Source organism: Ruegeria sp. CL7, from assembly GCF_056536445.1.
In genome coordinates, this window is sequence record NZ_JBQFPQ010000012.1 from 51,132 (window position 1) to 75,923 (window position 24,792).

Annotated in this window: 24 protein-coding genes and 1 tRNA gene; 12 read left to right on the forward strand and 13 right to left on the reverse strand. The window is 57.7% G+C overall.

From position 1 onward, the window contains the following. Positions 1 to 119: 119 nt before the first annotated feature. Both ACR0LI_RS19550 and ACR0LI_RS19555 read left to right on the forward strand, forming a co-directional pair. The gene (locus tag ACR0LI_RS19550; protein WP_480719082.1) at positions 120 to 1,223 is read left to right on the forward strand and encodes a Gfo/Idh/MocA family protein; all 1,104 of its coding nucleotides are present in this window, start codon (positions 120 to 122) and stop codon (positions 1,221 to 1,223) included. A 38-nt stretch (positions 1,224 to 1,261) separates the two neighbouring features. Next, positions 1,262 to 2,395: a Gfo/Idh/MocA family protein gene (locus tag ACR0LI_RS19555; protein WP_480719083.1), complete on the forward strand. Its 1,134-nt coding sequence runs from the start codon at positions 1,262 to 1,264 to the stop codon at positions 2,393 to 2,395. On the opposite strand, the gene ACR0LI_RS19560 is transcribed toward ACR0LI_RS19555, so the two are convergent. Next, positions 2,396 to 3,394 (reverse strand): LacI family DNA-binding transcriptional regulator, encoded by a 999-nt coding sequence (locus ACR0LI_RS19560; protein WP_480492503.1) that lies wholly within the window; start codon positions 3,392 to 3,394, stop codon positions 2,396 to 2,398. 536 nt (positions 3,395 to 3,930) lie between these two features. Next, positions 3,931 to 4,932 carry an AraC family transcriptional regulator gene (locus tag ACR0LI_RS19565; protein ID WP_171725064.1) on the reverse strand — a complete coding sequence of 334 codons (1,002 nt, stop codon included), beginning with the start codon at positions 4,930 to 4,932 and terminating at the stop codon, positions 3,931 to 3,933. Between the two features lie 142 nt (positions 4,933 to 5,074). Here ACR0LI_RS19565 and ACR0LI_RS19570 point away from each other — a divergent pair, with 142 nt between their 5' ends. Genes ACR0LI_RS19570 through ACR0LI_RS19585 form a run of 4 tightly spaced genes read left to right on the forward strand, consistent with a single transcriptional unit; the run spans position 5,075 to position 9,729 of the window. Next, entirely contained in the window at positions 5,075 to 6,472 is a 1,398-nt protein-coding gene (locus ACR0LI_RS19570; RefSeq protein ID WP_171118964.1) for a metal-dependent hydrolase family protein, read from the forward strand. Positions 6,473 to 6,497: 25 nt separating this feature from the next. Beyond that, positions 6,498 to 7,262, forward strand: coding sequence for a DUF3299 domain-containing protein (locus tag ACR0LI_RS19575; RefSeq protein WP_480719084.1), 765 nt, complete (start codon positions 6,498 to 6,500; stop codon positions 7,260 to 7,262). Beyond that, the gene (locus ACR0LI_RS19580; RefSeq protein WP_480719085.1) at positions 7,259 to 8,437 is read left to right on the forward strand and encodes a carbohydrate porin; all 1,179 of its coding nucleotides are present in this window, start codon (positions 7,259 to 7,261) and stop codon (positions 8,435 to 8,437) included. The genes ACR0LI_RS19575 and ACR0LI_RS19580 overlap by 4 nt, the downstream gene beginning before the upstream one ends. A gap of 50 nt (positions 8,438 to 8,487) precedes the next feature. Then, the gene (locus ACR0LI_RS19585) at positions 8,488 to 9,729 is read left to right on the forward strand and encodes a membrane dipeptidase (RefSeq protein ID WP_480719086.1); all 1,242 of its coding nucleotides are present in this window, start codon (positions 8,488 to 8,490) and stop codon (positions 9,727 to 9,729) included. Positions 9,730 to 9,799: 70 nt separating this feature from the next. Here ACR0LI_RS19585 and ACR0LI_RS19590 read toward each other — a convergent pair. Further along, positions 9,800 to 9,875, reverse strand: a tRNA-Val gene (locus ACR0LI_RS19590). 294 nt (positions 9,876 to 10,169) lie between these two features. On the opposite strand from ACR0LI_RS19590, the gene modA reads away from it, so the two are divergent. Genes modA through modC form a run of 3 tightly spaced genes read left to right on the forward strand, consistent with a single transcriptional unit; the run spans position 10,170 to position 12,744 of the window. Continuing rightward, positions 10,170 to 10,949, forward strand: coding sequence for a molybdate ABC transporter substrate-binding protein (gene modA, locus ACR0LI_RS19595; RefSeq protein ID WP_371732297.1), 780 nt, complete (start codon positions 10,170 to 10,172; stop codon positions 10,947 to 10,949). Between the two features lie 5 nt (positions 10,950 to 10,954). Next, on the forward strand, positions 10,955 to 11,647 hold the full coding sequence (gene modB, locus ACR0LI_RS19600; RefSeq protein WP_152456975.1) for a molybdate ABC transporter permease subunit: 693 nt from the start codon (positions 10,955 to 10,957) through the stop codon (positions 11,645 to 11,647). After that, the gene (gene modC, locus ACR0LI_RS19605) at positions 11,644 to 12,744 is read left to right on the forward strand and encodes a molybdenum ABC transporter ATP-binding protein (protein ID WP_480621612.1); all 1,101 of its coding nucleotides are present in this window, start codon (positions 11,644 to 11,646) and stop codon (positions 12,742 to 12,744) included. Before modB ends, modC begins: the two co-directional genes overlap by 4 nt. Positions 12,745 to 12,746: 2 nt before the next feature. On the opposite strand, the gene ACR0LI_RS19610 is transcribed toward modC, so the two are convergent. Both ACR0LI_RS19610 and ACR0LI_RS19615 read right to left on the reverse strand, forming a co-directional pair. Continuing rightward, positions 12,747 to 13,673: a Hint domain-containing protein gene (locus ACR0LI_RS19610; RefSeq protein WP_209835336.1), complete on the reverse strand. Its 927-nt coding sequence runs from the start codon at positions 13,671 to 13,673 to the stop codon at positions 12,747 to 12,749. Further along, positions 13,674 to 14,186: a toxin-activating lysine-acyltransferase gene (locus ACR0LI_RS19615; RefSeq protein WP_171637991.1), complete on the reverse strand. Its 513-nt coding sequence runs from the start codon at positions 14,184 to 14,186 to the stop codon at positions 13,674 to 13,676. Positions 14,187 to 14,371: 185 nt separating this feature from the next. On the opposite strand from ACR0LI_RS19615, the gene ACR0LI_RS19620 reads away from it, so the two are divergent. After that, a complete protein-coding gene (locus ACR0LI_RS19620) occupies positions 14,372 to 14,779 on the forward strand; it encodes a hypothetical protein (RefSeq protein ID WP_171637989.1) in 408 nt (135 codons plus the stop codon). 3 nt (positions 14,780 to 14,782) lie between these two features. On the opposite strand, the gene hemF is transcribed toward ACR0LI_RS19620, so the two are convergent. Genes hemF through clpS form a run of 4 tightly spaced genes read right to left on the reverse strand, consistent with a single transcriptional unit; the run spans position 14,783 to position 17,859 of the window. Continuing rightward, on the reverse strand, positions 14,783 to 15,667 hold the full coding sequence (hemF, locus tag ACR0LI_RS19625; protein WP_480719087.1) for an oxygen-dependent coproporphyrinogen oxidase: 885 nt from the start codon (positions 15,665 to 15,667) through the stop codon (positions 14,783 to 14,785). Positions 15,668 to 15,672: 5 nt separating this feature from the next. Next, positions 15,673 to 16,473, reverse strand: coding sequence for an SDR family NAD(P)-dependent oxidoreductase (locus tag ACR0LI_RS19630; protein WP_171637986.1), 801 nt, complete (start codon positions 16,471 to 16,473; stop codon positions 15,673 to 15,675). A 36-nt stretch (positions 16,474 to 16,509) separates the two neighbouring features. Continuing rightward, the gene (locus ACR0LI_RS19635) at positions 16,510 to 17,475 is read right to left on the reverse strand and encodes a class I SAM-dependent methyltransferase (protein WP_480719088.1); all 966 of its coding nucleotides are present in this window, start codon (positions 17,473 to 17,475) and stop codon (positions 16,510 to 16,512) included. Positions 17,476 to 17,517: 42 nt separating this feature from the next. Continuing rightward, positions 17,518 to 17,859, reverse strand: coding sequence for an ATP-dependent Clp protease adapter ClpS (gene clpS, locus ACR0LI_RS19640; RefSeq protein WP_152456986.1), 342 nt, complete (start codon positions 17,857 to 17,859; stop codon positions 17,518 to 17,520). Between the two features lie 93 nt (positions 17,860 to 17,952). Here clpS and ACR0LI_RS19645 point away from each other — a divergent pair, with 93 nt between their 5' ends. Both ACR0LI_RS19645 and ACR0LI_RS19650 read left to right on the forward strand, forming a co-directional pair. After that, on the forward strand, positions 17,953 to 18,654 hold the full coding sequence (locus tag ACR0LI_RS19645; protein WP_171637982.1) for an HAD family hydrolase: 702 nt from the start codon (positions 17,953 to 17,955) through the stop codon (positions 18,652 to 18,654). A gap of 279 nt (positions 18,655 to 18,933) precedes the next feature. Then, positions 18,934 to 20,328 carry a D-alanyl-D-alanine carboxypeptidase family protein gene (locus tag ACR0LI_RS19650; protein ID WP_210093701.1) on the forward strand — a complete coding sequence of 465 codons (1,395 nt, stop codon included), beginning with the start codon at positions 18,934 to 18,936 and terminating at the stop codon, positions 20,326 to 20,328. A gap of 57 nt (positions 20,329 to 20,385) precedes the next feature. Here ACR0LI_RS19650 and ACR0LI_RS19655 read toward each other — a convergent pair whose 3' ends face one another. From ACR0LI_RS19655 to ACR0LI_RS19670, 4 genes are all read right to left on the reverse strand, one after another. Next, on the reverse strand, positions 20,386 to 21,633 hold the full coding sequence (locus ACR0LI_RS19655; protein WP_171637978.1) for a hypothetical protein: 1,248 nt from the start codon (positions 21,631 to 21,633) through the stop codon (positions 20,386 to 20,388). A gap of 149 nt (positions 21,634 to 21,782) precedes the next feature. Next, positions 21,783 to 22,544 (reverse strand): LamB/YcsF family protein, encoded by a 762-nt coding sequence (locus tag ACR0LI_RS19660; protein ID WP_480719089.1) that lies wholly within the window; start codon positions 22,542 to 22,544, stop codon positions 21,783 to 21,785. Positions 22,545 to 22,556: 12 nt separating this feature from the next. Beyond that, entirely contained in the window at positions 22,557 to 23,555 is a 999-nt protein-coding gene (locus ACR0LI_RS19665) for a 5-oxoprolinase subunit C family protein (RefSeq protein WP_480719090.1), read from the reverse strand. Beyond that, the gene (locus ACR0LI_RS19670; protein ID WP_480719091.1) at positions 23,552 to 24,301 is read right to left on the reverse strand and encodes a 5-oxoprolinase subunit B family protein; all 750 of its coding nucleotides are present in this window, start codon (positions 24,299 to 24,301) and stop codon (positions 23,552 to 23,554) included. Before ACR0LI_RS19670 ends, ACR0LI_RS19665 begins: the two co-directional genes overlap by 4 nt. Between the last annotated feature and the right edge of the window lie 491 nt (positions 24,302 to 24,792).

Genomic DNA, 24,792 nt, shown 5'->3' on the forward strand with positions numbered 1-24,792 from the left:
ACGCTCAAGTTTTGTCCTCCGGCAGAATGGGTCGGCAAAGTTTGGACCTTGCGTTGAATCGATTCACACGATACTGATTTTGCAACCGGTTGCAAATGATATGTTCGGAGCCGTTGCAGATGCCTGAAATCGGAATTGGAATCGTCGGCGGCGGCTATATGGGCAAGGCCCATTCCGTGGCCATGTCAGCGGTCGGCGCGGTGTTCAACACGGCATTGAGACCCCGGCTCGAGGTCATCTGTGCCTCCAGCCCCGAAAGCGCCCAACGTTACAGGACGGCCTACGGTTTTGACCGAGCGACCGATGATTGGCGGGTATTGGTTGAGGATCCCAGGGTTCAGGCAATTGTCATCGCCTCGCCTCAATCGACACATCGTCAGATTGCCGAAGCAGCTTTTGCACTGGGTAAACCGGTCTTGTGTGAAAAACCATTGGGCGCATCGCTTGAGGACAGTCTGGCCATGGTTGCTGCTGCCGAAGCGTCGGGCGCGGTCAACATGGTGGGGTTCAACTATGTTCGTACGCCTGCGACGCAATACGCACGCCAGCTTATTGCAAATGGTGAAATCGGGGATATCACCTGGTTCCGGGGCGAGCATACCGAGGATTTCTATGCCGACCCGCACGCTTCTGCCTCCTGGCGTACGACGGGCATGGCCAATGGCACCATCGGAGATCTGGCACCGCATATGGTCAACGGTGCATTGGCGCTGGTTGGACCGATCGCGCGTGTGATGGCGGATGTTGAAACGGTTCACAAAACCCGACCGGGTGGTGAAGTGACAAATGATGATCATGCCCAGATGATGTGCCGTTTTGAAAACGGGGTTATGGGCAACCTGTATTTCAGCCGCGTCGCGACGGGGCGGAAAATGGGCTATGCTTATGAAATATCGGGAACAAAGGGCGCCATCCGGTTCGATCAGGAAGACCAGAACGCGCTGTGGCTCTACAAGCGGGAAGGAACCGAAGCGTCCCGTGGGTTCACAAAAATCCTGACCGGACCGGCGCATCCGGATTACGAGCCCTTCTGCCAGGGTCCGGGCCACGGAACGGGCTATCAGGACCAGATCATTATCGAGGCCAAAGACTTTCTTCAGGCCGTCCACACCGGAACGGCCACTTGGCCCACCTTTCGCGACGGGCATGAGGTCAACCGGGTGCTTGCCGCCGCCTTGGCATCGTCCGAGCAGCGGCAGTGGAAAGACATCCGCGATTTCTGATCGCTCAAACAAAAAAGTTCTAATGAGAGACGATGACCATGGCTAAGTTGAGATGGGGCATGATCGGTGGTGGTGAAGGCAGCCAGATTGGCCCCGCGCACCGCTTGGGGGCACAGGCTGACGGGCTGTTTGAATTTGCCGCAGGCGCGCTGGATCACCGGCCCGAAGCGGGCCGGGAATACGCGCAGCGATTGGGTGTTGCCGCTGATCGCGCCTATGGCGACTGGCAAGAGATGCTGGCCGGTGAGAAGGACCGTGAAGACCGGATCGATCTGGTGACAATCGCCACTCCGAATTCGACGCATTTCGAGATCGCCAAGGCCTATCTTGAGGCGGGCTTCAATGTCTTGTGTGAAAAACCGATGACCATGACTGTAGAAGAGGGTGAGGAAATAGTCCGCGTCGCCGAAGCATCGGGAAAGATCTGCGCGGTGAACTACTGCTATTCCGCCTATCCGATGGTGCGGCAGGCCCGCGCTATGGTGCGCTCAGGCGAAATCGGACAGGTGCGTCTTGTGGTGACCAATTTCAGCCACGGCCATCATGGGGATGCCACCGATGCGGACAATCCGCGCGTGCGCTGGCGCTATGACCCTGCGATGGCAGGGGTTTCCGGGCAGTTCGCCGATTGCGGTATCCACGCCCTGCATATGGTCAGTTTTATCTGCGATGATGAGGTGAAGACGCTTTCGGCTGATATGGCCTCAACGATCGCAAGCCGGGAACTGGAAGACGATGCAATGATCAACTTCCGGATGGAAAGCGGCACAGTCGGGCGTCTTTGGACATCTTCTGTGGCGATCGGGCGCCAGCATGGCTTTGACATTCAGGTCTTTGGCGAAACCGGCGGGTTGCGCTGGGCGTCAGAGCAACCCAACCAGTTGATCTACACCCCGGTAGGAGGGCGCACCCAGATCATCGAAAAGGGCGAGGGGGGTCTTCATGATGAAGTGCAGCGCCTGTCTCGGGTCGCCATCGCGCACCCCGAAGGCTTCCCGCTGGCTGTAGCCAATATCTATTGCGATCTGGCGGATGCGATCCGCGGTGAAAGCCGGGATGGCCTGCCCACCGCAGCGGATGGCGTGCGATCGATCGCAGCGGTGCACGCGGCTGTTGCGTCGGGCAAAGCAGATGGTGCCTGGCAGGACGCCCGCCCGCCGATGTTCCGCTGATCAGAGGCGGGGCCGCAACGTGCCCCGCTCGACCACCCGGCAGGGGAAAATCCGTGCCTCGGGGTAGCGATCGGGCGCCTTCAGCATCTCTTCCACCAGATCGACCGACGAGGTGATGATCTGCTTGATCGGCTGATGGATAGTCGTCAGGTTGATATATTCCCAGCGCGACATCTCCATGTCGTTCAGGCCGATGATCCCGATATCGGTGCCCGGTTTCAGCCCGTGATCGGCCAGCGCCGACAGCGCCCCGATCGACAGGATGTCGTCGCCGCAGAAATAGGCCTGCGCCGGATCACCCGCCAGCAGGCGCAGCATCTCGGCCCGGCCGGCCTCGAAGGAATAGGCTCCGGCGAAGGAGTGGTTGACGGGAATCTGCGGATGGTTGGCCATTTCCTCGAAAAAGCCCCGCTGCCGGTCCAGGGACGAGGTCGCATCCTGCGGCCCGCCCAGATAGCCCACGCTGGCATAACCCCGCGCGACCAGCTCGCGCGCGGCCATGCGGCCGCATTCCACATTGTCGATCCCGACCACATGCACCTCAGGCGAGGTGGCAGACCGGCCGAACGTGTGCACCACCGGCACGCCCGCATCGTGGAACGCTTTGGCAAAGCTGGGCGGCAAGGTCGACGAGGCGACGATCACCGCATCCACCGAATATTGCCGCAGCATGCGTACGGAATTGGCGGGCTCGGTCTCGTCCGTCAGGTTCACGATCAGCGGGCGCAGGCCGCGTTCCTGTAAGGCGCGTGTAAACTGGTCGAAGACTTCCAGAAAGATCGGGTTGTGAAAGTTGTTCGAAATCAACCCGATCAGTTTGGTGCGCCCGGTCGTCAGCGACGAAGCCAGAGCATTGGGGCTGTAGCCCAGCTCTCGCGCGGCCTTTTCAACCTTGCTGCGCGTTTTTGCGGAAACCGAGGCACCTTCGGTAAAGGTGCGCGACACCGCAGATCGCGATACACCGGCCAAGGCGGCCACGTCTTTCAGGGTCACGCTCACGCTGCGGGACTCCGATTACAGCGAGGCAGGAAAACAGATAAGTCTGGCATTGCCCGAGCATTATGCATCATCGACCTGAACTTGCAACCGGTTGCAACTCTGCCGCGACGATTCAAGCGTGTTTGAGCGTCGAAATTTTGAAGGCAAAAAGGTGGGTGATGAGACACTCGAACTCCTGACATCTTCGGCATAACCGAAGCGCATTTTCCAATCCGCAGATGCACCAAGACGCCGTCTTGCATTACCGCCAAGCGCACGATTTCTTAGAAATGCTTGGCGTTGTCAGCGATTTGAAGTTGCATAAACTGCGGAACGGTTCAAGGGCATATCCTCTCCTGCCGTCTTCAAAGTCACGTCCGATCGAGCCGCAACAGGCATGCGTGACGGCGCATGCGTTGCCAAAAGGACCGTGGGGCAACAGCTTTTTCAACCCTTGGCATTGGCTCCATGACCGTGGCAAAAACTCTTGCCATCCCTTGGTGGACACACATGAGAGAAGCAGTGGAACGCCAACCCGCCCATTCGCAGCGCAGGTGCTATCCAAGGCGGAATTTGGTTGGCGTCACACCGGTCTGGTTTCGAAAAAACCGAGTGAAGTGGGACTTGTCGGAATAGCCAAGCATGAGGCCGATCTCGGCAACTGTCATTTTGCTTTCTCTGAGGTGCTTCTTGGCGACATCGACCCGCAGACGCCTTACCTCTCGGGGAAGTGTTGTCTGATGTTTCTGAAGTGCTTTCAGGAACCGCTCGGGCTGGATACCCAGCAATCCGGCCACAACCTCCGGCCCCAGCTCTGACTCATCCAGTTTTCCACGCAGGACAGACCGCAAAGCGGCCACTACGGTGACGTCTTCATTGTGTCGAATCGTGGCTGTCGGCGCTTCGGACTCCTCTGCCGCATGGTGTAAAAACAACCATTCCACGGGAAAACTGATCTGCATTCCGGGGTTGGGTCCAAGACCGACTTCGATACCTTTGTAACCGCGTGGCAAGCCAAGGATGTATCTGCTTTCCCATCGAACCCGGGACGGATCCCACGCGTTTCCGACCACGCTTTGCAACAGGCGCACATAGATGGCAGCCCCGAACCCGGTAACCTGAACGGGCGGAACGGTTGGTTCCTGTTGCCGCGCGATCCGATAGATCGCTTTGTCTGCTTCCACGACAAGGCTGTGCCGCACGGAGTTGGACTCTTGTGGCACAAGCCTGACGAACCGGGCAAAAAACTCGAACAGAGTGTTCGAGGATTGCAACGACCGAGCGAACGGCGGCCATCCTTGCAGGTCAAATGTCTCTCCTACATTCAGGCCAAGGTATCGATCCCCTGACAACTCTGAGAAGGCATTCAACAGACCATAGACCAGTTCCGAGTGGACATAGACAGATGGGTCGGACAGCAGGTCGGCCTTCAAGCCGACCTGATCCAAGGCCGGTTGCGGATTGATCCTGCGGTCGGTGAGATATTGCAGAAACGGGGCGGCCAGCGCGAGGCGGATAAAGCCTTCGCTATGCGCTTCAGAAGTGGAGCTGAGTGGCACGTCCGTCACCCTTTTTTAAACCAATGGTTTCGTTCAGTGGCCTTTTTTGCGGTCACATTCGCACATGTTAATCCAAAAGTGGCAACCCGCCCAAGAGTTTTCGGGCTACGTTCGGTAAAACGTGAATGTGAAGGGAAGACCTATGACCAACATGCGAATATCCCTTTGCCCGGCGGTAATGGTCGCGGCAGTTTTTGGTTTTTCGGTGGCTGCGCAGGCTCAGGATCAAGAAGATCCTCAAACGCTGTTCACCAATGTGCACGTCTTTGATGGCGTGAATGAGCAACGTATCGAGAATGCCAGCGTATTGGTCGAGGGCAACCTGATTAAGGCCGTATCAACTGAAGTGATTGATGCCCCCAATGCTACGGTTATTGACGGAGAAGGGCGAACACTGACCCCCGGCTTCATCGAAAATCATGCACACCTGATGCTGCCAGGACCCACGTTGCCCGCAATGGAAGCCAACAGCACTTGGGAAGACCTCGCGATTCACGGCACTCAAATGGCTGAGATGTACTTAATGCAAGGCTTTACCACCGTAAGAGATGCAGGTGGCGCTAATGGAGGGCTTCGCCGCGCAATCGACACCGGGACTATTGTCGGGCCGCGTTTCTACCCTGCGGCTGCTTTTCTAAGTACGCGTGGTGGCCATGCTGATTTCGCCAACTTTACAGCACCTGTTGGCCAGTCTTCAAATTTCAGCCGTCTGAATATGGCCCAAGAAGTCGACAGTGTCTCCGAAATGTACAAGTTTGCTCGTAACAACTTTCGGATGGGAGCAACACAACTGAAGTACATGCAATCAGGCGGTGTAGTTTCAGTGTTTGACCCGTGGCAGTTATTGGCTGGATCGACGGCAGAGTTAGAAGCGGCCGTGCAGGTTGCCAACGAATACGAAAGCTACGTCATGGCCCATTCCTACCGCAAGGAAACGATCATGGCGGCACTGAATGCTGGTGTGCGATCAATTGAACACGGTTTCATGTTTGATTGTGAAATATCAGCGCTGATGGAAGAGAAAGGAGCCTACATCACAACCAATCTCACGGCATTTGATCCAAATCTCTTCGATATTCCTGCCATTCGAGATGTCCCAGCCAGCTTACGAAAGGCACAGTCCGCCACGCAGGCTTTCGGCGACTACATAAAAAACATGAATGAGTGCCCAGCTAAAAGAGGGTTTCACACGGATTGCGTAGGTTCTGTAGCTGCCTGCAATATTCAAATTGCCTATGAAAAACATCTCAATAATGAGTTCTTTGGCTCTCACGCATCGTTGGTCGCAATGACATCTACTGGCGGTGAAATCGCCGCTTTGTCCGGACCGTTCATGAACCCCTATCCCGAAGGCAATCTGGGCGTTATCGAGGAAGGGGCCTATGCTGATATCCTGCTGATCGACGGAAACCCACTTGAAGACTTTTCCGTCGTTGGAACCGGGGATCAATGGTTTGGCGCCGACCCGAGGCCGGAAAGCCCGGAAACGATCCGACTGATTATGAAGGACGGTGTGATATACAAGAACACACTGGACTGACCCAAATAACGGTTGGAGAGATTTGATGTTCCCTTGGTTTCGCGCCGCAGTTTTCGCTGGCTTTGTCCTGAGCGGTCATTCCGCAATGGCAACGCCCCATGCGACGCTTGACTGGTCTGACCTTCCGGACCCGTCGGTGCAGGTGTTCGACGACCCTTATCGTGATCTCAGCCCTGAACAGTTTGACGATGTCCTGTTCGTCGTGCGCTTGCGCGGCAGGTTGCAGCAGGATGTCGGCAGCGTTGAGGAAAGACAGAAATGGCAAGAGCTTCTGACCGAGACTGAAGACGCCTTGGCCGAGGGTGGCGTTGATGTCGACTGGCTGCTCGATCAGCGAGAGGATGTGAAAGAGCGGCGGAGAAAGGCAGGAACAAGGGGAAATCCGCGTTTCGATGGCCAGAGTGTTACGCTGACAGGCTTTGCCATTCCCGCGCCGAACGATCCGGACGGGCGAGCAGTTGCGTATTTGGTGCCAGAACGCGGGATGTGCAGCCACATGCCCCCGCCTCCGCCCAATCAGATGATCCGGGTGCGGTTGAACGGCGACTGGGCCCCCAGTTACTTCCATGAACCCGTTCGGCTCAAAGGTAGGCTGACGATTGAACCCTCGGTTCAGAACATGATGGTCGTGGATGGGCTTGTGCCGATGAATGCAACCTTCAAACTGGAGACGGACAGCGTTGAAACGCTGGAAACAAAGGCCGACGGTCTGGAATGGAGACAGCGTGCAGCCGATCGCCTCCGAGCTGCTGGCAATCGTAAAACTGGCGGCGCAAAGGCGTCGGAATGATAGGGCGCCTTGTTGCCGCATTGAGCATTGCCTGCGCGGGTACGGCGTCTGCGCAGGGGTTGTCCGGGCCTTCTTCGGTCGAGGCCGAGCTGAAACCTGGCGATGGCCTGACCGATCCGCAATACCGTTCCGAATTTCCGCGCAACATCGCGCCGGGTTGGTTTCAATGGAAAGACCGGCTGGCCGAGGGCGGGTTTCGGTTCAACGTGGATTACCTGGCGTTGGGCCAATCCACGAACGCTGATTTGGGAACTGGTGAGGCCGCAAGTGGAATCGCGCGTGTCTACGGCAGTTGGCAGGCAACCGAGCGGGGTTCTTTGACATTCAAAATCGAAGATCGGCACGGATACACCGATGTTGCCCCGCAATTCCTTGGGCTGGACGGAGGTGCATTGTCGATCACCGGGACAGCCTTCAACGACAATGGTTTGTTGCTGACCAACCTGTTCTGGACCCAAAGGGCCGAGAACGGCGCGTGGACGCTGCAAGTCGGCCAGATTGATGTAACGGACTTTGTGGATATCTATGGATTGGTCAGCCCCTACAGCGGGTTCCAAAACCTGTCGTTCAACACCAACCCGACAATCAACACACCCAACCAGGGAATTGGCATTGCCGGTGGGATAAAGCTGAGCAAAAACTTCTACGCCGTTGCCAGCGTTGCAGACGCAAACGCCGATCCGTCGGATCCAAGTCTTGACGTGTTCAGGGACGGCAATCTCTTCAAATCGTTTGAGATTGGCTACACTTCGGGCTTTGATCGCATCTATTTCGACAATGTCCATTTGACCCTCTGGCATGCAGATGCGGCCGACGATGGCAGCCGTGCAGAAGATTATGGCGCCGTGTTTTCCGCGGCTTGGTTTGTCGACAACAAATGGATGCCGTTCGTTCGGGCAGGGGCGTCGAAAGGCACGGCAGCGCTGTATGATCGTTCGGTTTCTGCCGGGCTGGGCTATTACGGTCGAAACACCGATCTGGCCGGTTTGGGTTTGAACTGGGCCGAAGCAAGAAACATCGACGGCGATCAGTTCACGCTGGAAGCATTCTATCGCTTTTCAATCTCACCCGGTCTGCAAATCACGCCGTCACTACAGTTCATCTCCAATCCGCTGCTGAATGCCAATCAGGATAGCATCACGTTGTTCAGCCTGCGCACCCGGATCGTTTTTTGATGCGGCTCGAAAGCAGCAACTCACACGAAACCAATTTGGGAGGCTCAGTCATGAAAACTTGGTTGGCCGCAAGCGCCATTGCAATCGTATCCGGTGCCGCGCTGCACGCGAGCGAGGAAAGCAAGACATGGGATGCGTCGGATGAAGCAAAGCAATTTGTGAAGGACACAATCGTGCTTGGCATGTTGGCCAGCCCCTACGGCACCGGCTGGACTGAAGAGGAACAGCTGCACACTTACTTCGCGCGGGCTCGGGACAACGGAATAACAGGTCATGAGATGACGCTGGCCGCAGCGGATATGTCTTTTGAGACCTTTCTTGATCAGCACTACCACTTCCGGTCGGCGATGGCGCAACAGCCAGAGAATTACCTGATCGTGAATGAAACCCGCGATATCGAAGCCGCCCATATTCAAGGCAAGACGGCGGTCATCTGGAACAGCCAGACGGCGACGATTCTGGATGGCGACCTGAGGAAGATGGCGTTGCTTAAGGATATGGGGATCAAGAGTATGATCCTGGCCTACAACGATATCTTCCGCACCGGGTCGGGGCAGTTGGCGGCCTATAACGGGCGCGATATTGGTCTGACCCCTTGGGGCAAGTCGGTGATCGATGAAATGGTGCGTTTCGGCATCCTTCTGGACCTGAGCCACACGGGTTCCAAAACGGCCAACGACGCCATGGACTACATGAACGAAAACTATCCCGGCGTGCCTTATGTTTACACGCATTCGGTTCCTGCCGGCCTTTACGCAAACGAACCCGGTGCGACGCCACGCGGGTGTTATCGGGCCATTCCCGATGACGAGGCCCTGCGTGCGGCCAAATCGGGCGGCTTTGTTTCTCCGACATTCACTGAATGGATGATGGACGGCGTTTGGCCTGAAGATATCTCACCCAAGCAAGCCGCCGACATGATCGACTACTATGTTCAACTTGTTGGGGTCGACCACGTTGGGATCGCAACGGATGACATGTTCTCGACTGAATTGGTTGTGCAGTTCGCGACTGCAAACGCCAGCATGTATGATGATGGCGGCTATATGATCGACGCGTTCAACAAAGGGGCGACCGGCAACGGTGAGTTGGCCAAAATCCTTGCGGCAATTACCGATGATCTCTGGGCAAGAGGTTATTCCGATGAAGACCTCGAAAAGATCTATGGCGGCAACAAGATGCGGGTTTACGCGCAAGTCTGGGAGGGCAAGCCCCCCGAACAATTTCTGAAAGAATACCCCGAGCGTCTGCGTCTCAGGCAGGAATTGCGAGAAGGGTTTTATTCGCGATAGACTTTCGGGACCGGCATCAATGATGATTGGCCCCGGATGCGGAACAGCGCAGAAATTTTGGGGGAAAGGATGGTGGGTGATGAGAGACTCGAACTCCCGACATCTTCGGTGTAAACGAAGCGCTCTACCAACTGAGCTAATCACCCGTGATGCTGCATTTAGCCAAGCCTGCGGGCAGGTGCAAGAGGGTCTGGAAGATTTTCTTGCGTTCCTTCGCTGGCGGCCGTCCAACGGGGCATATTGTCAGCAGTAGGCCGAACAGGCGGGCGTTCGGGGCGCCTCTCGGGCTGGAAGGTGGGCAGCACATTTTAAGACGGATCGATGGAAACCGCCTTGCTCAACCTGCGACCCATCATGTGTAAATGGCCAAAGGCGCTTGCGCGCCACCGGTGACGTCCGATATCCCCAGAGAGACTGAAGCAAACCGGTCGGGAGTGTACATGACCCTATCCTTCGCCCGCCGATTTTGGATGGTGGCATTGGTCCTTGGCATGACGGCGCTGGCCCCGATTCAGGCCGGTGCAGAAGGCATTCTGGTCTTTGCAGCGGCCAGCCTCAAGACCGCATTGGATGAAATCGTTGCAGGGTACGAAAAGCAGACCGGTCAGAGCGTTTCCGTTTCCTATGCGGCGTCGTCGGTCCTCGCCCGGCAGATTCAGCAAGGCGCGCCTGCGGATGTGTTTGTCTCGGCCAATACGGATTGGATGGATGTGTTGGAGCAGGACGGTTTGATCCGGGCAGACTCTCGGGTTGATCTGCTGGGCAACGGCCTGGTTCTGATCGGGGCTGAAGATCATGCGCAAGTGGGTGAGATCCAGCCCGGATATGACCTCAAGGCGGACTTGAAAGACGGCTATCTGGCCATGGCACTGGTCGACGCGGTGCCTGCCGGTATCTATGGCAAAGCTGCTTTGCAAAGTCTGAACCAGTGGGAGGCTGTGCGGACACAGGTGGCGCAGGCCGACAATGTGCGCGCTGCGCTGGCTCTGGTGGCGGCAGGGGCCGCGCCGCTTGGGATCGTGTACCAATCAGATGCCAGGGTGGAAGAAAGGGTCCAAGTCGTTGCGACATTCCCTGCCGATCTGCATCCACCGATAATTTACCCTGCGGCACTGACCCTCAATGCAAAAGAAGGAGCACACGCCTTTCTTGAACACCTGAAAACGGATGCGGCCACGGCTGTATTTCTGGAGCAGGGATTTACCCTGCCGGTCAGGTGATTGCCTTGGATTGGTTGGGGCCTGCCGAAGCAGAAGCTTTGAAGCTTTCATTGCGCGTGTCCTTTTGGGCGACGCTGGCGACTTTGCCGTTTGGGATATTTGTCGCTTATGCTCTGGCACGTTGGCGGTTTCCCGGACGGCAGGTTTTGAACGGTCTGGTGCATTTGCCTTTGATCCTGCCGCCGGTTGTCACCGGATACCTGCTGTTGCTGACTTTTGGCATTCAAGGGCCGCTGGGCCGGCTTCTGGCCGAGTTCGGGATCGTAGTGGCCTTTCGCTGGACAGGCGCGGCCCTTGCCGCCGGGATCATGGCCTTCCCTTTGATGGTCCGGGCGATACGTTTGTCGATCGAAGCGGTGGACCCGAAGCTGGAACAGGCCGGGGCAACTCTGGGCGCGTCGCGTCCGATGGTGTTTTGTACGGTGACCTTGCCGATGATTTTACCGGGTGTCATAGCCGGGGCTATTCTGGCCTTCGCCAAGGCCATGGGTGAATTTGGTGCGACGATTACCTTCGTGTCCAACATCCCGGGTCAGACGCAGACGTTGCCTTCGGCTGTCTACGCCTTTTTGCAGGTCCCGGGCGGCGAGGCAGCCGCGACGCGGCTGGTTCTGATATCGATCGTCATCGCAATGAGCGCGTTGTTGCTGTCGGAGTATGTGGGGCGGCGTGCTGCAGCTCGGGTGGCCGGATCATGAGCCTGTCTGTTCGGTTGCACCACCATCTGTCGGGGATCGATCTGGATGTCAGTTTTGATGCGCCACCGGGCGTGACGGTGCTGTTCGGGCGCTCGGGATCGGGCAAGACCACCATCGTCAATGCCGTGGCAGGGTTGTTGCGGCCCCAGGCGGGCCGGGTGTCGGTAGATGGCTGGGTTCTGTTCGACACGGAACAGGGCCTGTGGCTGCCGCCGCATCGGCGCCGATTGGGGTATATTTTTCAGGAAGGGCGGTTGTTCCCCCATCTGACCGTGCGCCAGAACCTTGCCTATGGGCGTTGGTTTGCGCCGAAAAACACACGCCGCGAAGACCCCGACAGGGTCATCGACATGCTGGGCATCGGTCATCTGCTGGACCGCAGACCTGCCGGGTTGTCAGGCGGTGAGAAACAGCGCGTCGCCATCGGGCGGGCCTTGTTGGCAAGCCCGCGGTTGATCCTTGCAGATGAACCGTTGGCAGCACTGGATGATGAGCGAAAAGCGGAAATCCTGCCCTATTTCGAGCGTCTCAGGGACGAGGTCTCGGTTCCGATCCTCTATGTGACCCACTCTGCCGCCGAAGTGGCCCGGTTGGCAACGTCCGTTGTTGCGTTGCAGGATGGCAAGGCAGTTCGCCACGGGCCCGCATCCGAAATGCTTGCCGACCCGTCAGTCGCCCCTGCGGGAATTCGTGCCGTCGGGGCCGTGTTGCAGGTTCAGGTTGCAAAGCATCATTCCGACGGGCTGACAGAGTTGAACGCCAATGGCGCGCGGCTGTTTCTGCCTCGTGTCGCGCATGAGGTCGGGGCAAACTTGCGGATTCGGATACCCGCTCAGGAAGTGATCCTGTCGAACAACAAACCCGAGGGGCTTTCGGCGCTGAACGTGCTTGGCGGGACCGTGGACTCGATCCGGTCAGGCGAGGGGCCGGGTGCCATCGTGTCGGTAAAGACCCCGGCGGGCAATGTGCTTGCGCGGGTTACGCGTCGATCTGTTGCGGCCCTGAACCTGAAACCGGGCAGCACATGTTATGCCGTGATCAAGACGGTTGCATTGGCCCCGCAGGATGTCGGCGGGCGCATTGTGGCCAGCAGCTAGGCTCAGGCGAGGGCGCGGGCTTCGTGTTCGCGCAGTATCAGACGAGCCGCGCGCCCGAACCCGGTGTGACCCGAGGTCGGTCTGTCGGGGAATATCGAAGCCAGTTCCCGCAATGCCTCAGAGGACAGCCCATAAAGGGCCTCTTCCCCCAGAAACAGGCTTTCGGCCTGCGCGCCCTCGGCGTTCAGGATCTCATGCCGGTCCAGCAGGACGTGGAGATATTCGACCGTTTGAACCGATGTATCGATGCAGATGCCGGGCCATCCGCACAGGTGTTTGGCGGCAACCAGGGCTTCGAATGCGCCGAAAAGCAGCTCGACTTTCGGGCCTTTGACCAGGATCCTGTGCTGCTGCGACACCAGAAGGTCTCGTGAGGGTTCGTTCGGCCCCAGACTGCCCGCCGAGATACGAACGGGGCGCAAAGCAGGTTCATCGCATAATCGTTCGGGTGGAATTCTGCTGCTTTCGATCCAGCGGATAGGTTGCAGACCGTGATCGGCAGTGGCCACCATATGACCCGCGTCCAGCGTTTCGATCGCAAGCGGGCCGCTTTCAGTTTCGATCAGGGTTCCGGCCGCAAAACAGACGCCCTCGATCCGGATGACCACTTCCACCGGGTCCGGTGTGCCGGTGAATGGAAGGGTGAAAGGGCCGGCTTGTGTTGTACCCGAGACGCTGATGAAGAAAGAATCGAAGACGACTTCGCCTTTGTCGAGGCCATCGAAAAATGTCGGGTCGACGGTATAGGTCCACTCTCCCGTGTTCGGGTCGATCGAGGCGGTGCCGTTGGCGGGTTGTGTCGCAATCGTCCAGGTTTGCGTGACCGGATTGAAGTTTCCATTGTCCAGAGTGGGTTGTCCCGTCTCAACGTTGGGTGGAAAACCAGTCACATCCCCGGTCAGTTCACCTGTGATCGGAACTGAAACCAATTAACCCTCGCCTTGCTGCAACACGCGTTCAAATTCCTTCTTGCGATACAGGCGCATGTGAACCTCGCCCGCTTCATCCCGCGTCCATTCAACAATGCGATTGCGTGTCATGTCACTGTCCATCCGGTTGGTGCGCACACGCGGGTGCGGGATTTCCTGCTTGAGGATATCAACAATTTGGCTGGTCTGTCCAAACGGAGCCACAAGATCAATGATCCAGAAGGATGATCCGCTGGTGAAGTCCGTGTCGGAAAGGGGTTTTTCTTTCACCGCATAACGGAACTCGGCTTCGGGGTTGAGCCCGGCGAAGGTGACAAAACCACGAGGGAATCCGTGCTGCCGGAAGATATGGTACTGGCCCAGGCGAAACGGAGTTTCGAACGCGTACAAAACCTGTGCCAGACTGCGTTTCTGATGTGTTTTCGTCAAACCCGCCAGATAGAACATAGCGCCCAGATCCGCATATTTTTCCGGCGTGAAGTCGAACCAGTCTTTTGGAAACGTCTTGCTCAAAGAGATGCCCAACAGTGTAACGGGAACCAAAAGTCTACAGCGAGTGTACTGCTTTCCTGCAATATGGGTAGAATAAATTCTTTGATGTGGTCAGTGTTGCCGGCTCGTTGGCCTGTCCTGCTTTACTCGCAGGTCGTCCCGACTATGCTATTGGTATCGGACCCTTGTTTCGGGATACCTGGATTATGCGTTCATTCAAGACTCTGGCTGCTGCCGCGCTTTTATCGATACCTGCGATGGCCGAGGCTGTCGGTTTCGGCCTGTCCGTTCGGCCGCAATTCCGTACGGAAATCACGCCGATGCCGGACGGTGTCTACGAGGTCAAGGCCATCGGATCCTCAGCGCCCGTGAATTATTGGTGTGGAATTGGGGATTACGCGATCCGCAGTCTGGGCGTGCCAAACAACCAACGGATCTATATCTGGCGCGCCTATGAACCCGGCGTCCGGACCGTGCAATTCTCGCTGACCCCGCCGCCGGGGGCGGATACCAAGCCGGGATATTCCATCACCGTCAGGAAAGTCGGGGCCAACATGTCGGCGTCGTCGGCGCAGAACTACTGCTATGACAACTTCATCATGGACACGTTCTGAGCGTCAGACCCATTTCGCCATCGGTGGCAGGCTCATCAGAACCGCGTCCGGATCATGTCCGGTTTCCAGTCCGAACTTGGTGCCGCGGTCATAGACCAGATTGTATTCCGCATAAAGACCGCGATGCACCAGCTGGGTGTCTTTGTCGGCGTCCAAGAAACCCTGTGCGCGCCGTTTTTCAACCAATGGCACGAAAGCGGGCAGGAAAGCCCGACCGATATCCTGAGTCAGGGCGAAATCGGCCTGCCAGTCTCCGGTGCAATAATCATCCATGAAAATACCGCCCACGCCGCGTGCGCGTTTGCGGTGGGGGATATAGAAATATTCGTCCGCCCACTCTTTCAGGCGTGGATAATGTCCGGGTCCATGCGGGTCCAGATGAGCCTTTTGGGTATCATGGAAATGCGCCGTATCGTCATCATATTCGATGCAGGGGTTCAGATCCGATCCGCCGCCGAACCACCAGGCGTACGGGGTCCAGAACATCCGAGTGTTCATATGCACCGCCGGGACATGGGGATTCTGCATATGCGCCACGAGACTGATCCCCGAGGCCCAGAAACGCGGGTCTTCGGTCATCCCGGGAATGCCTTTGCGTGCTGCCATCGCCTGTTGTGCACGTTCGCCCAGGGTCCCGTAAACTGTCGAGACATTGACCCCGACCTTTTCAAACACGCGCCCGCCGCGCATCACGGACATCAGACCGCCCCCTGCGTCAGAGCCGTCCTCGGACTGGCGTTTGGTCTCCTTGACTTCAAAGCGGCCGGGCTTTGCGTCTGAAAACGGGCCGGTGTCGTGGCTGTCCTCCAATGCTTCGAATGCGGCAACGATGTCGTCGCGCAATTGGCGGAACCAGGCAGAGGCGGTGTTTTTTTCTGTTTCGAACATGGGTCTCAATGCGCAGGTGCGGCAACAGGGTCAAGCAATGTGCGGCCGCCGTCGATTGTCAGGATCTGGCCGGTGATGAATCCGGCTGCATCCGATGCCAGATACTGCGCGGTTTCCGTCAATTCAGTGGCCGACGCGATACGGGCAAGCGGTGTGTGCTTTTCGATATCGTCGCGGAATTCCCGGTTCTCTCTCAGCGTCGATTGCAGTGATGCACTCATGACCGAGCCGAGCGCAATCGAATTGACCCGGATGCGGTTCGGCGCCAACGCCACCGCCAGCGAACGTGTCATCTGGTCCAGCGCGGCGGTCGACACGGAATAGGCCATCAGGTCGGGATGCGTGCGGCGGGCCGCGATGGATGACAGGTTGATGATCGATCCGGCAGGGCTCTCATCGTCATCCCCGGCCTGTTTGATCATACGCTTTGCGACCAACTGGCTGAGCCGCAGCGCAGGCATCAGGTTCTGGTTCAGCAAGGTGCGCATCGAGTCGTCATCGGGATCAAGCGGATCAGACTGGATCACCTGGCGCGCGCCGTTGATCAGAATATCCACCTGATCAAACGCATCCAGTGTTGCCGACAGCAAATTGGCAATGGTCAGCTTTTCACGCAGGTCGCCTGCGAAATACCGAATATTGCCGTCTTCTGCCTGTTCCCCCAGCTCATCGACCAGACGTTTTTCATCTATATCGGCGAACATGACATTTGCGCCCGCATCCGCGAAATGCCGACCTATGGCCAGCCCGATGCCATTGGCCCCGCCTGTAACGATTGCGGTCTTGCCTGCGATGGAAAAGGACATCCGAATCCTCCTGAATTAGGGGCAGGTTAGCTGGCCTTATCGCCGAGGGCGAGAGGCCTCAAACACCTTGAACCGGTTGTCGCCGGCGGCTTCATCGACCCGAGCGAAGTGTTCGTTCAGAGTGGTTTCGTAGGGAAGGTGGCGATTGGCGACCATCCATAGGGTTCCGTTGCGCGTCAGATTGCGTGCCGCTGCTGCGATGAAACCCTGCCCCAGCGTGGGGTCGGCACTGCGTGAGGTGTGAAACGGGGGGTTCATTACAACCGTGTCCAATGGCTCTGGCGCCGTCCAAGTAACGGCGTCAGCCCAATAAAACCGGGCCCTGGGGTCAGAGGCGTTGATGCGCGCGCAGGCAAGGGCCGTGTGGTCTGCTTCGACAAGATGCACGGATTTTAGGTTGTCGCGCTTCAAAAGCTCTGCGGTCAGATACCCCCACCCGGCACCCAGATCGGCCACGCGCGGCCCCAGCTTGGCAGGCAAGGCGTTCAGCAACATGGCCGAGGCGGGATCGATCCCGTCCGCTGAAAACACACCCGGTGCCGTGTGGTACCCATCGACGATCTGCGTCTTTGGCGCAGCCCAATCTGCAAAGCTGTGCGGGTCAGCCTGAAACCAGAAGATTTTTCCGTGTGCCTTGGACAGAGGCCCTTCGACCGAGACCCTTTTGCGAACATCTTTCAGAATGCTGTCCACGCCATCGGTCTTTGCGCCATCGATCACGACAACGCCGCGGGCTCGTGAGCTGGCCAGATGGATCATCGCCCGTGCAAGTGCCTTGGCCCGCGGCAAAAACACAATTGCATCCTCGCAAGGGTTTTCTGCCTCGGGCACCGTGTCAAAGCCCTGCGCGGCAAAATGGTCATAAAAAGGTTTGAACGGCTGCACCACCTGCGCCGCATGGGAAAGCGCCGACAGATCATGGGTTGGAACAGGGCAGATCACGCTGAGGGGCGACGACAGCGACAGGCCGTTCTGCAATGCAAGTTCCAGGCGAGGGGACATGGGCAATTCCGGCAAATATGTGTGAGGGTCAGGCGAAAAGCCTTATTCTTCGCGTTCCATGGTGCATTGCAGCGGGTGCTGGTGCCGGCGGGCGAAATCCATAACCTGGCCAACTTTGGTCTCGGCAATTTCATGGCTGAAGACCCCGACGACGGCCACACCTTTTTTATGCACGGTCAGCATGATCTCGAATGCTTCTGCATGGGTCATGCCGAAGAAACGTTCCAGGACATGAACCACGAATTCCATCGGCGTGTAATCGTCGTTCAGCAACAGCACCTTGTACAAAGGCGGACGCTTGGTTTTTGGGCGCGTCTGTACCAGAACGGACGCGTCGCTGTCGTCGTCCGGTTCGTCAGACATCATCCAGGTCTTTTCCAGCATCGTAGGCAACTGTCCGATTCAGTTTTGGGGTTTATCTTCGCGCTTATATAACGTGGGGATGGCCGGTGAAAAGAGCAAGCGGACGTAAACGAGATGACTGACAAGCTGACGACAATCGGTTTCGATGCGGATGATACCCTGTGGCACAATGAGCGTTTTTTTCAGCTGACGCAGGCGCATTTTGCCGAGCTGCTGGCCGATCATGCCGACCAGGATCATCTGATGGAGCGGCTTCTGGCGGCCGAAAAGCGCAACATTCGACACTATGGCTATGGCATCAAGGGCTTTGTTCTGTCGATGATCGAAACCGCTCTCGAGGTCACGGATGACCGTGTGCCGGCCTCGGTCATTCGCCAATTGATCGAAGCCGGGCAAGAGATGCTGGCCTATCCGATCGAGCTGTTGCCCCATGCCCGCGACGCGGTGGAAGGCATGACAGGCTTGTGCCGGGTTGTCTTGATTACCAAAGGGGACCTGATCGACCAGGAACGCAAACTGGCCCAGTCGGGTCTGGGCGATCTGTTCGACGCAGTGGAAATCGTGTCTGAAAAGACCCCTGAAACTTACCGGTCGATATTTGAGCGGCATGGTGACGGCCCGGCGCGCGCGATGATGGTTGGCAATTCCATGCGATCTGATGTTGTGGCTCCGATCCAGGCAGGAAGCTGGGGGGTTCATGTCCCGCACGGCCTTGTCTGGGAGGTGGAGCATGCCGAAGCCCCGGTCGACAGTCCCCGATTCCGGGAGTTGAGGGATTTGGGCGGTCTGGCCGATCTGGTGCATAGCCTGAAGTGATGTTGCCTATTGGCCGCAGTTCCACGAAAACCCTGCCGGGTGTTGACCAAGTTCTGCCTCAATCGCGCATCTGGTGGGCTTTGGGCAGTATTTGTCTAGATATAGCCCAGTTCAGGCAACCTGACGAAACCGCGAAATGCTCAGCTTTCGGTTTATTTCACCAAGTCTCTGTGATAGAGTTTACGATAATAAAATAATTTTTGCTGACTGGGAAAACCCAGCGGCGCGAGGCAGACAGAGGCAAAAATCGTGCAGATTCGGCGGACAGTTCCGGCCCGAATGGGCTTTTTTCTCATAGTGGTGTTGTGCGTGCTGGCGTTTGCGCCGCTCAGGTCCATGGCGGCACCTTACGCAGCGATGGTGATTGATGCCCGAACCGGAGAGGTTCTGCATTCGCGTAATGCTGACACAAGGCTTCACCCGGCATCGCTGACCAAGATGATGACGCTTTATATCGCGTTCGAAGCGGTGCGGAACGGTGAGATCACTCTGGATACCCCGGTTCGGATCACCAAAAAGGCGGCAGCCGAGCCACCGTCGAAGCTGGGCCTGCGCGCTGGTCAGACAATTGCTTTTCGCTATCTCATCCGCGCGGCTGCTGTGAAATCGGCCAATGATGCTGCCACGGCCATCGGTATTGCCATCAGCGGGTCCGAGGCAGCTTTTGCGCGTCGTATGACGCGAACCGCCAAGGCGATGGGGATGAGCCGCACGACCTTCAAGAACGCCCATGGTTTGACCGAGGCGGGGCATCTTTCGACCGCACGTGACATGACCACGCTGGGTCGGCATCTGCTGTATGACTATCCGCAATACTATAACCTTTTCTCGCGTCAATCGACGCATGCAGGGATCAAAACCGTTCCCAACACCAACCGTCGCCTGCTGGCGGCCTACAAAGGCGCCGACGGCATCAAAACCGGTTACACCCGTGCGGCGGGGTTCAATCTTGTGGCATCGGCAAAACGCAAGGATGAACGTATCATCGCCACCGTTTTCGGCGGAAAGTCCGGCGCCTCTCGGAATGCCAAGGTTGCCGAGCTTCTGGATTTGGGTTTCCGCCGCGCCCCGTCCCGTGCGCCCATTCGCAAACCTGCCCGACCGGCCTATGCTGGAAATACCGGATTGGGTGTCGGGACGCAGGTCGCCAGCGTGAGCGGCGCGCCAAAATCCAGTTTGCGCCCGGTTCGGCGCCCCTCCGCGTCGACGCAAGTCGCAAGCGCGGTTGCTGTGACAGCTGATGAGAATCGTGGCCGCATTAACAGCGCGATCGCGGCGGCCATTGCCGAAGCGGATATCGCACCAACTGCACCGCCGGTGGAAACATCCGATACCCGTCCGGCATTGCGCCCCGACAATTTGGTTCTGGCTTCGACGGATTCCACCAAGCAGCCAGAGCCTGAGCAGGAGGTTGTCACTCGGCTGTCTTCGTCAGGTGGGCACCTGTGGGGGGTCAATGTGGGGCGCTATACCACGCGGTATGAGGCCGAGAAGGTTTTGCTGAAAACCGCATTGTCGGAAATGACCACACTGGAAGGCACGCTGCGCAAAGTGAACCAAAGCGCGCGTGGGTTCGACGCAACCTTTCAGGGCATGACCCGCGAACAGGCGGATCTGGCCTGTCGCCGTTTGCAGGCCCGCAACGTCACCTGTTTCATGATCGGGCCATCATAAGGTTCGGCATATTCTCTCCTGAATGGGTCTGGGCTGCGGTATTCCGCAGCCCTTTTTTCAATCGAAAACGTGACCGTGCTGGTATTGTTCGTCCTGTCCGGCGGCGGCTGTCAGGGCGGCGACATTGTCCTTGGTGAAGAACCCATCATATTTGTGGCACCGCTCGATATACTCGGTAATCAGCAGGGTATGCTTGGAGTGTTTCGAGAAGATCTGTTTCAGGTTCGGGTCGTCTTTGCACTCGCCCACCACATGGGCCAGGAACGGCACACCCTTGTCCTTCAAAGTGTTCACAACGAAATCGACGTTCTTTTCCCCGGCGCCGTGATCGCCATCCTGAATCTCGACGGCCATGTGGTGCAGACGACGGCCAAAATTGCGCACGAAATCCTCGGTCGGCATCGGCAGTTTGGCGAAGGAGTTGACGAAGGATGGCGTGTTGTTTGCGGTGAATACCTTGGCCGGAGATTTTTTGTCATCGTCCACATTGCCGTTGCGGTTCACGTTGGTCGATGAGTTCATGTCGAATATGTTGTAAGCGCCCCAGAAATAATAGGGCACCATGGTCAGAAACTCGAGGATCGCATCCTCGCGCTCGCCCGCCAGGACCCGCGTCGCAAGATGGTCGATTCCCAGCATCAGCGGGGCGATTTTGCTTTCGGTTCCAAAGGCGGCGGCCTGTTCCAGACGGGCCTGTTCCGTGTCGCTCAGCAACACGCGATCCCCAAGGCCCAGACTGTCGGTGTCGTTAAAGTCGTGGGTCGAATACCCGACGCGGTTGCAGGTGAAATCGGACGGGGTGGTGAATCGGAACCCGTCCGATGTGTAGAACGGGTTCTCGGTATCTCCGGGATATTCGAAACGTATGTTCTGATCCTCAAGTGCATGGGTCAGCGCGTCCAGATCACAGGCAGCAAATACCTCGCCGACATAGCGCGTCTGCGGTGTGTTGCGCGCCAGTGGATACATGCGATTGATGCGGGGAATAAAGTCTTCGAATCCGGGGCTGAGCGGCGCCATCAGGATCAGCGCAGGATAGTCGGGATGTGAATGCAGAACCGAGACTCTGTGGGTTCGTCCCAGATAGCTGGCGGTGTGCCGATAGGGTGTCATCACGTAAAGTTCGACCATCGTGTCGAATACCGCGTCGGGTTCGACCTGAATGATGATGGCCCGCATCGCGCCGACCTGATCCGCAATGCCCGAGCTTGTCCGGCGTTCGTAAATCTTCGGAAGGTATTCGTTGAAGAAGTCCGAGTTCTTCTTGTCGCCCCGGGGCTGATAAGACATCAGATCAAATGACATTCCACGACCTCCTTGCTCTTGCCCGCAATGGGTCAAGGCATTGTTTGAAATTGCAGTATTCAGAATATGCGTTTGCCCACCATGCTAGGCGCTGAGGCCTGTACGGGCAACAGTCGTGAATTTGGGTTGCCGACGTTAACCCATGATGTTCAGCGGGTGAATTTCGTCACCTCGACATCGCCCCCGATCAGGCTTTCACGAACAGAACGGGCGATCTGCACCGCAGTTGGTCCGTCACCATGCAGGCAGATTGTGTCGATCGATGTTTCCAGCCGCTTGCCGCTTTCGGTGATGATCGCGCCTTCGCGGACCATGTTCAGGATGCGAGGTCCTGCGACATCCGCGTCGTGGATCACCGCGCCGGGCAGGCTGCGGTCAACCAATGTTCCGTCGTCATTGTAGGCGCGGTCGGCAAAAATCTCGCCCACCCATTTGCAGCCCAGCTCGCGCACGGCGTCTTCTTGTTTCGTCACGGCAAGAACCATCACGATGATGTCGGGATCGACGTCCAGCGCGCCCTGATAGCAGGCCCGCGCCATATCGACATCGAGCGAACACATATTGGCCAGTGCGCCGTGCAGCTTTAGATGGCGAACTCTGGTGCCAACCGCATTGGCCATGCCCATGGCTGCGCCCAACTGATACCGCACCAGATTGCGGAGGGTGTCCTGAGACAGCTTCATGTTCCGGCGGCCAAAGCCTTGCAGGTCGGGAAACCCGGGATGCGCCCCGATGCCGACACCATTCTCGGCTGCCAGCTTCATTGTCGATGCCATTACATCCGGATCACCCGCATGAAAGCCACAGGCAATATTGGCCGAGGTGATGATCTTCAGAAGGCTTTCGTCGTCGCCCATTTTCCATGGGCCAAAGCTTTCCCCCATATCGGCATTCAGATCGACGCTTGGCATCGGCACATCTCCTTAGTCGGTGGCAGAAATCACTCCGCTGATCAATTGGTAGGACAGCAAGTCCGGGATGTCATGCGGGTTACGCACCAACGCTTCGACTTTCGAGGGCAGGCGGGCAAGATCCGCCATGAATGCCGCGTGCAATTCGGTGGCTTGCTCGATGCTGACAAATTCGAACGTGATCGCTCCGCCCGCGGGTGTCTGCGCTGCGCGGGGCATGTCGCAGGGCAGAACGGTCGCGATGCGGGGATACCCTCCTGTGGTCTGGCATTCGGGCAGCAGGATGAACGGGTCTCCGGTTCCGGTCATCTGGATGTCGCCCGGGGTAATAACCTCGGACAAGATGTTCAGTTGGCCAGTGGCCGCAAACCCGTCGCCGTCACTGTTGACTTGCATCCCCATCCGGTTGGCGCGTGCGCCACGATGGAATGAGGTGCGCGCAAACCGATCAAGCGTTGCGTCATCAAACAAGGACGTCTGGAAGCTGGCGACGACACGCAGAACGCCACCCGAGAAGCGTTCGGAAGGGGGCAGTTTCAAACCAGCGTCGCCTGCCTCCGCGCCACAGGTCAGCCGGTCGCCCGGCTTCACCGCTCGCCCGATCCGTGCCGTCAGGTGCGCGGATCGAGATCCAAGAAAAACCTCTGAATCGATACCGCCCCCCAAATGAAGATAGCCGTAATTGCCTTGCAGAAGCGCACCGATGACCAGCCGTTGTCCGGGCTTCAGGTGATGCGAGGCATTCCAGGCCACGGGGCTGCCATCAATGCTGGCCTGCATCTGCGCACCGGTCAATGCGATGCGCATGTTCTGTGTCGCCTCGAACGTGCCGCCCATTCCGGCCATTTCCAGCGCAGCAAGTTCCGGGCTTTGGCCGAGCAATGCGGCGCCTTCATGAAGGGCCAGTGTATCGACGGCCCCGGACCGGGACAGGCCCTGGTCCAGATAACCTGAGCGCCCCTGATCCTGGATGGTGCAAGCCGGGCCGATCTGGTGGACGATCAGGCTCATGGCGCAATCTCCTCGCAGGTTGCTCCGCCCGTGCCATCTTCGTTTTTGGCTCTGATTTGTTCCAGGTCTTCGCGGGAAATGGGTTCGAATATCAGTTCATCCCCAGGCCTGAGGGCGAATGCCTCGGTCGTCTCGGGCCGGAAACACCGAAAAGCCGTCTGCCCGACATGCCGCCACCCGGTTGGCGTTGGCCCGGAAAACAGGACAAACTGAGATATTGCAAGAACCAGAGCGCCTTCGGGCACCATGGGGGTCAGGTTTTGCAGCCGCGGAATATTGAACTCGGGGGGTAATGGCCCAAGGTAGGGTTGCCCGGGGGCGAACCCTATCGTCAAAACCCGCACGCGGGACTGGCCAAGCCTCCGTATTGCTTCTTCCGGCGCGAGACCGGCAGCAGCAGCGGCATCGTCCAGCTGGGGCGCAAGGTCGGTGCCATAGACCGTCGGTATTCGCCACAGCCTGCGGCCTGTTGGAAGTGGTGTGCTGTACCAGTCCTTCTGATCGACGAGGTCCTGAAGCTTGTGCAGCATCTGTTGGTGGGTGGTGTTTTGCGTATCGAACCGGACATATGCCGAGGCCAGCGTGGCAGAAGATTCCGTGACCTCTGCCCATTGAAGCCGATCCAGTTCAGATCGAAAGGCCAGCGCCGCTCGGTTCGCTGTCTCAGACATCGTGTCCGCAAATGTGACAAGCGCTCCGTCAAATCCGACGGTTCTGACCAGTGGGAACGTAAGGTGACGCGTCATGCCTGTCTCGCTGAAGAAGTCGAAAACGAATGTCCCAGACCAGAACTCATCTCGGTGGGATGTTCAAGATTGGTGTTCAGAATGTTGGCACGCTCAAGGTGTGGTCGGAATCAAGTAGACCCCCTCGGCATGATGCAGTTCGAAATCTGGCCTTTAAGGTTTTCAATGCAGATTCTGGCAGAGTCCCGAGTCGATTCACGGGCTTGAGTCGCGCGGCCTTGTGTTCAGTGTCGGTCGATTCCCTATATATAGTAGTGCCATCTTGTGTCTTCCGGGTTGTGTCGTGGCCATCCGATGGAGAGAGTCCCGACCGACACAGGAAAGGTGAGCTTTCGACGCTTGTAATATGCTGTTTTTAAATGGTTATCTAAGAATTTTCAAAAAAATGCTCTGCGGCGTCATTTTCCGCTTGCGGGATTTGTTTGTTATACTTAGAACCCCCTTCACCGGCGCTGCTGAGGCGCTGGGACGCGGCGGAAGCGGCGGTTACG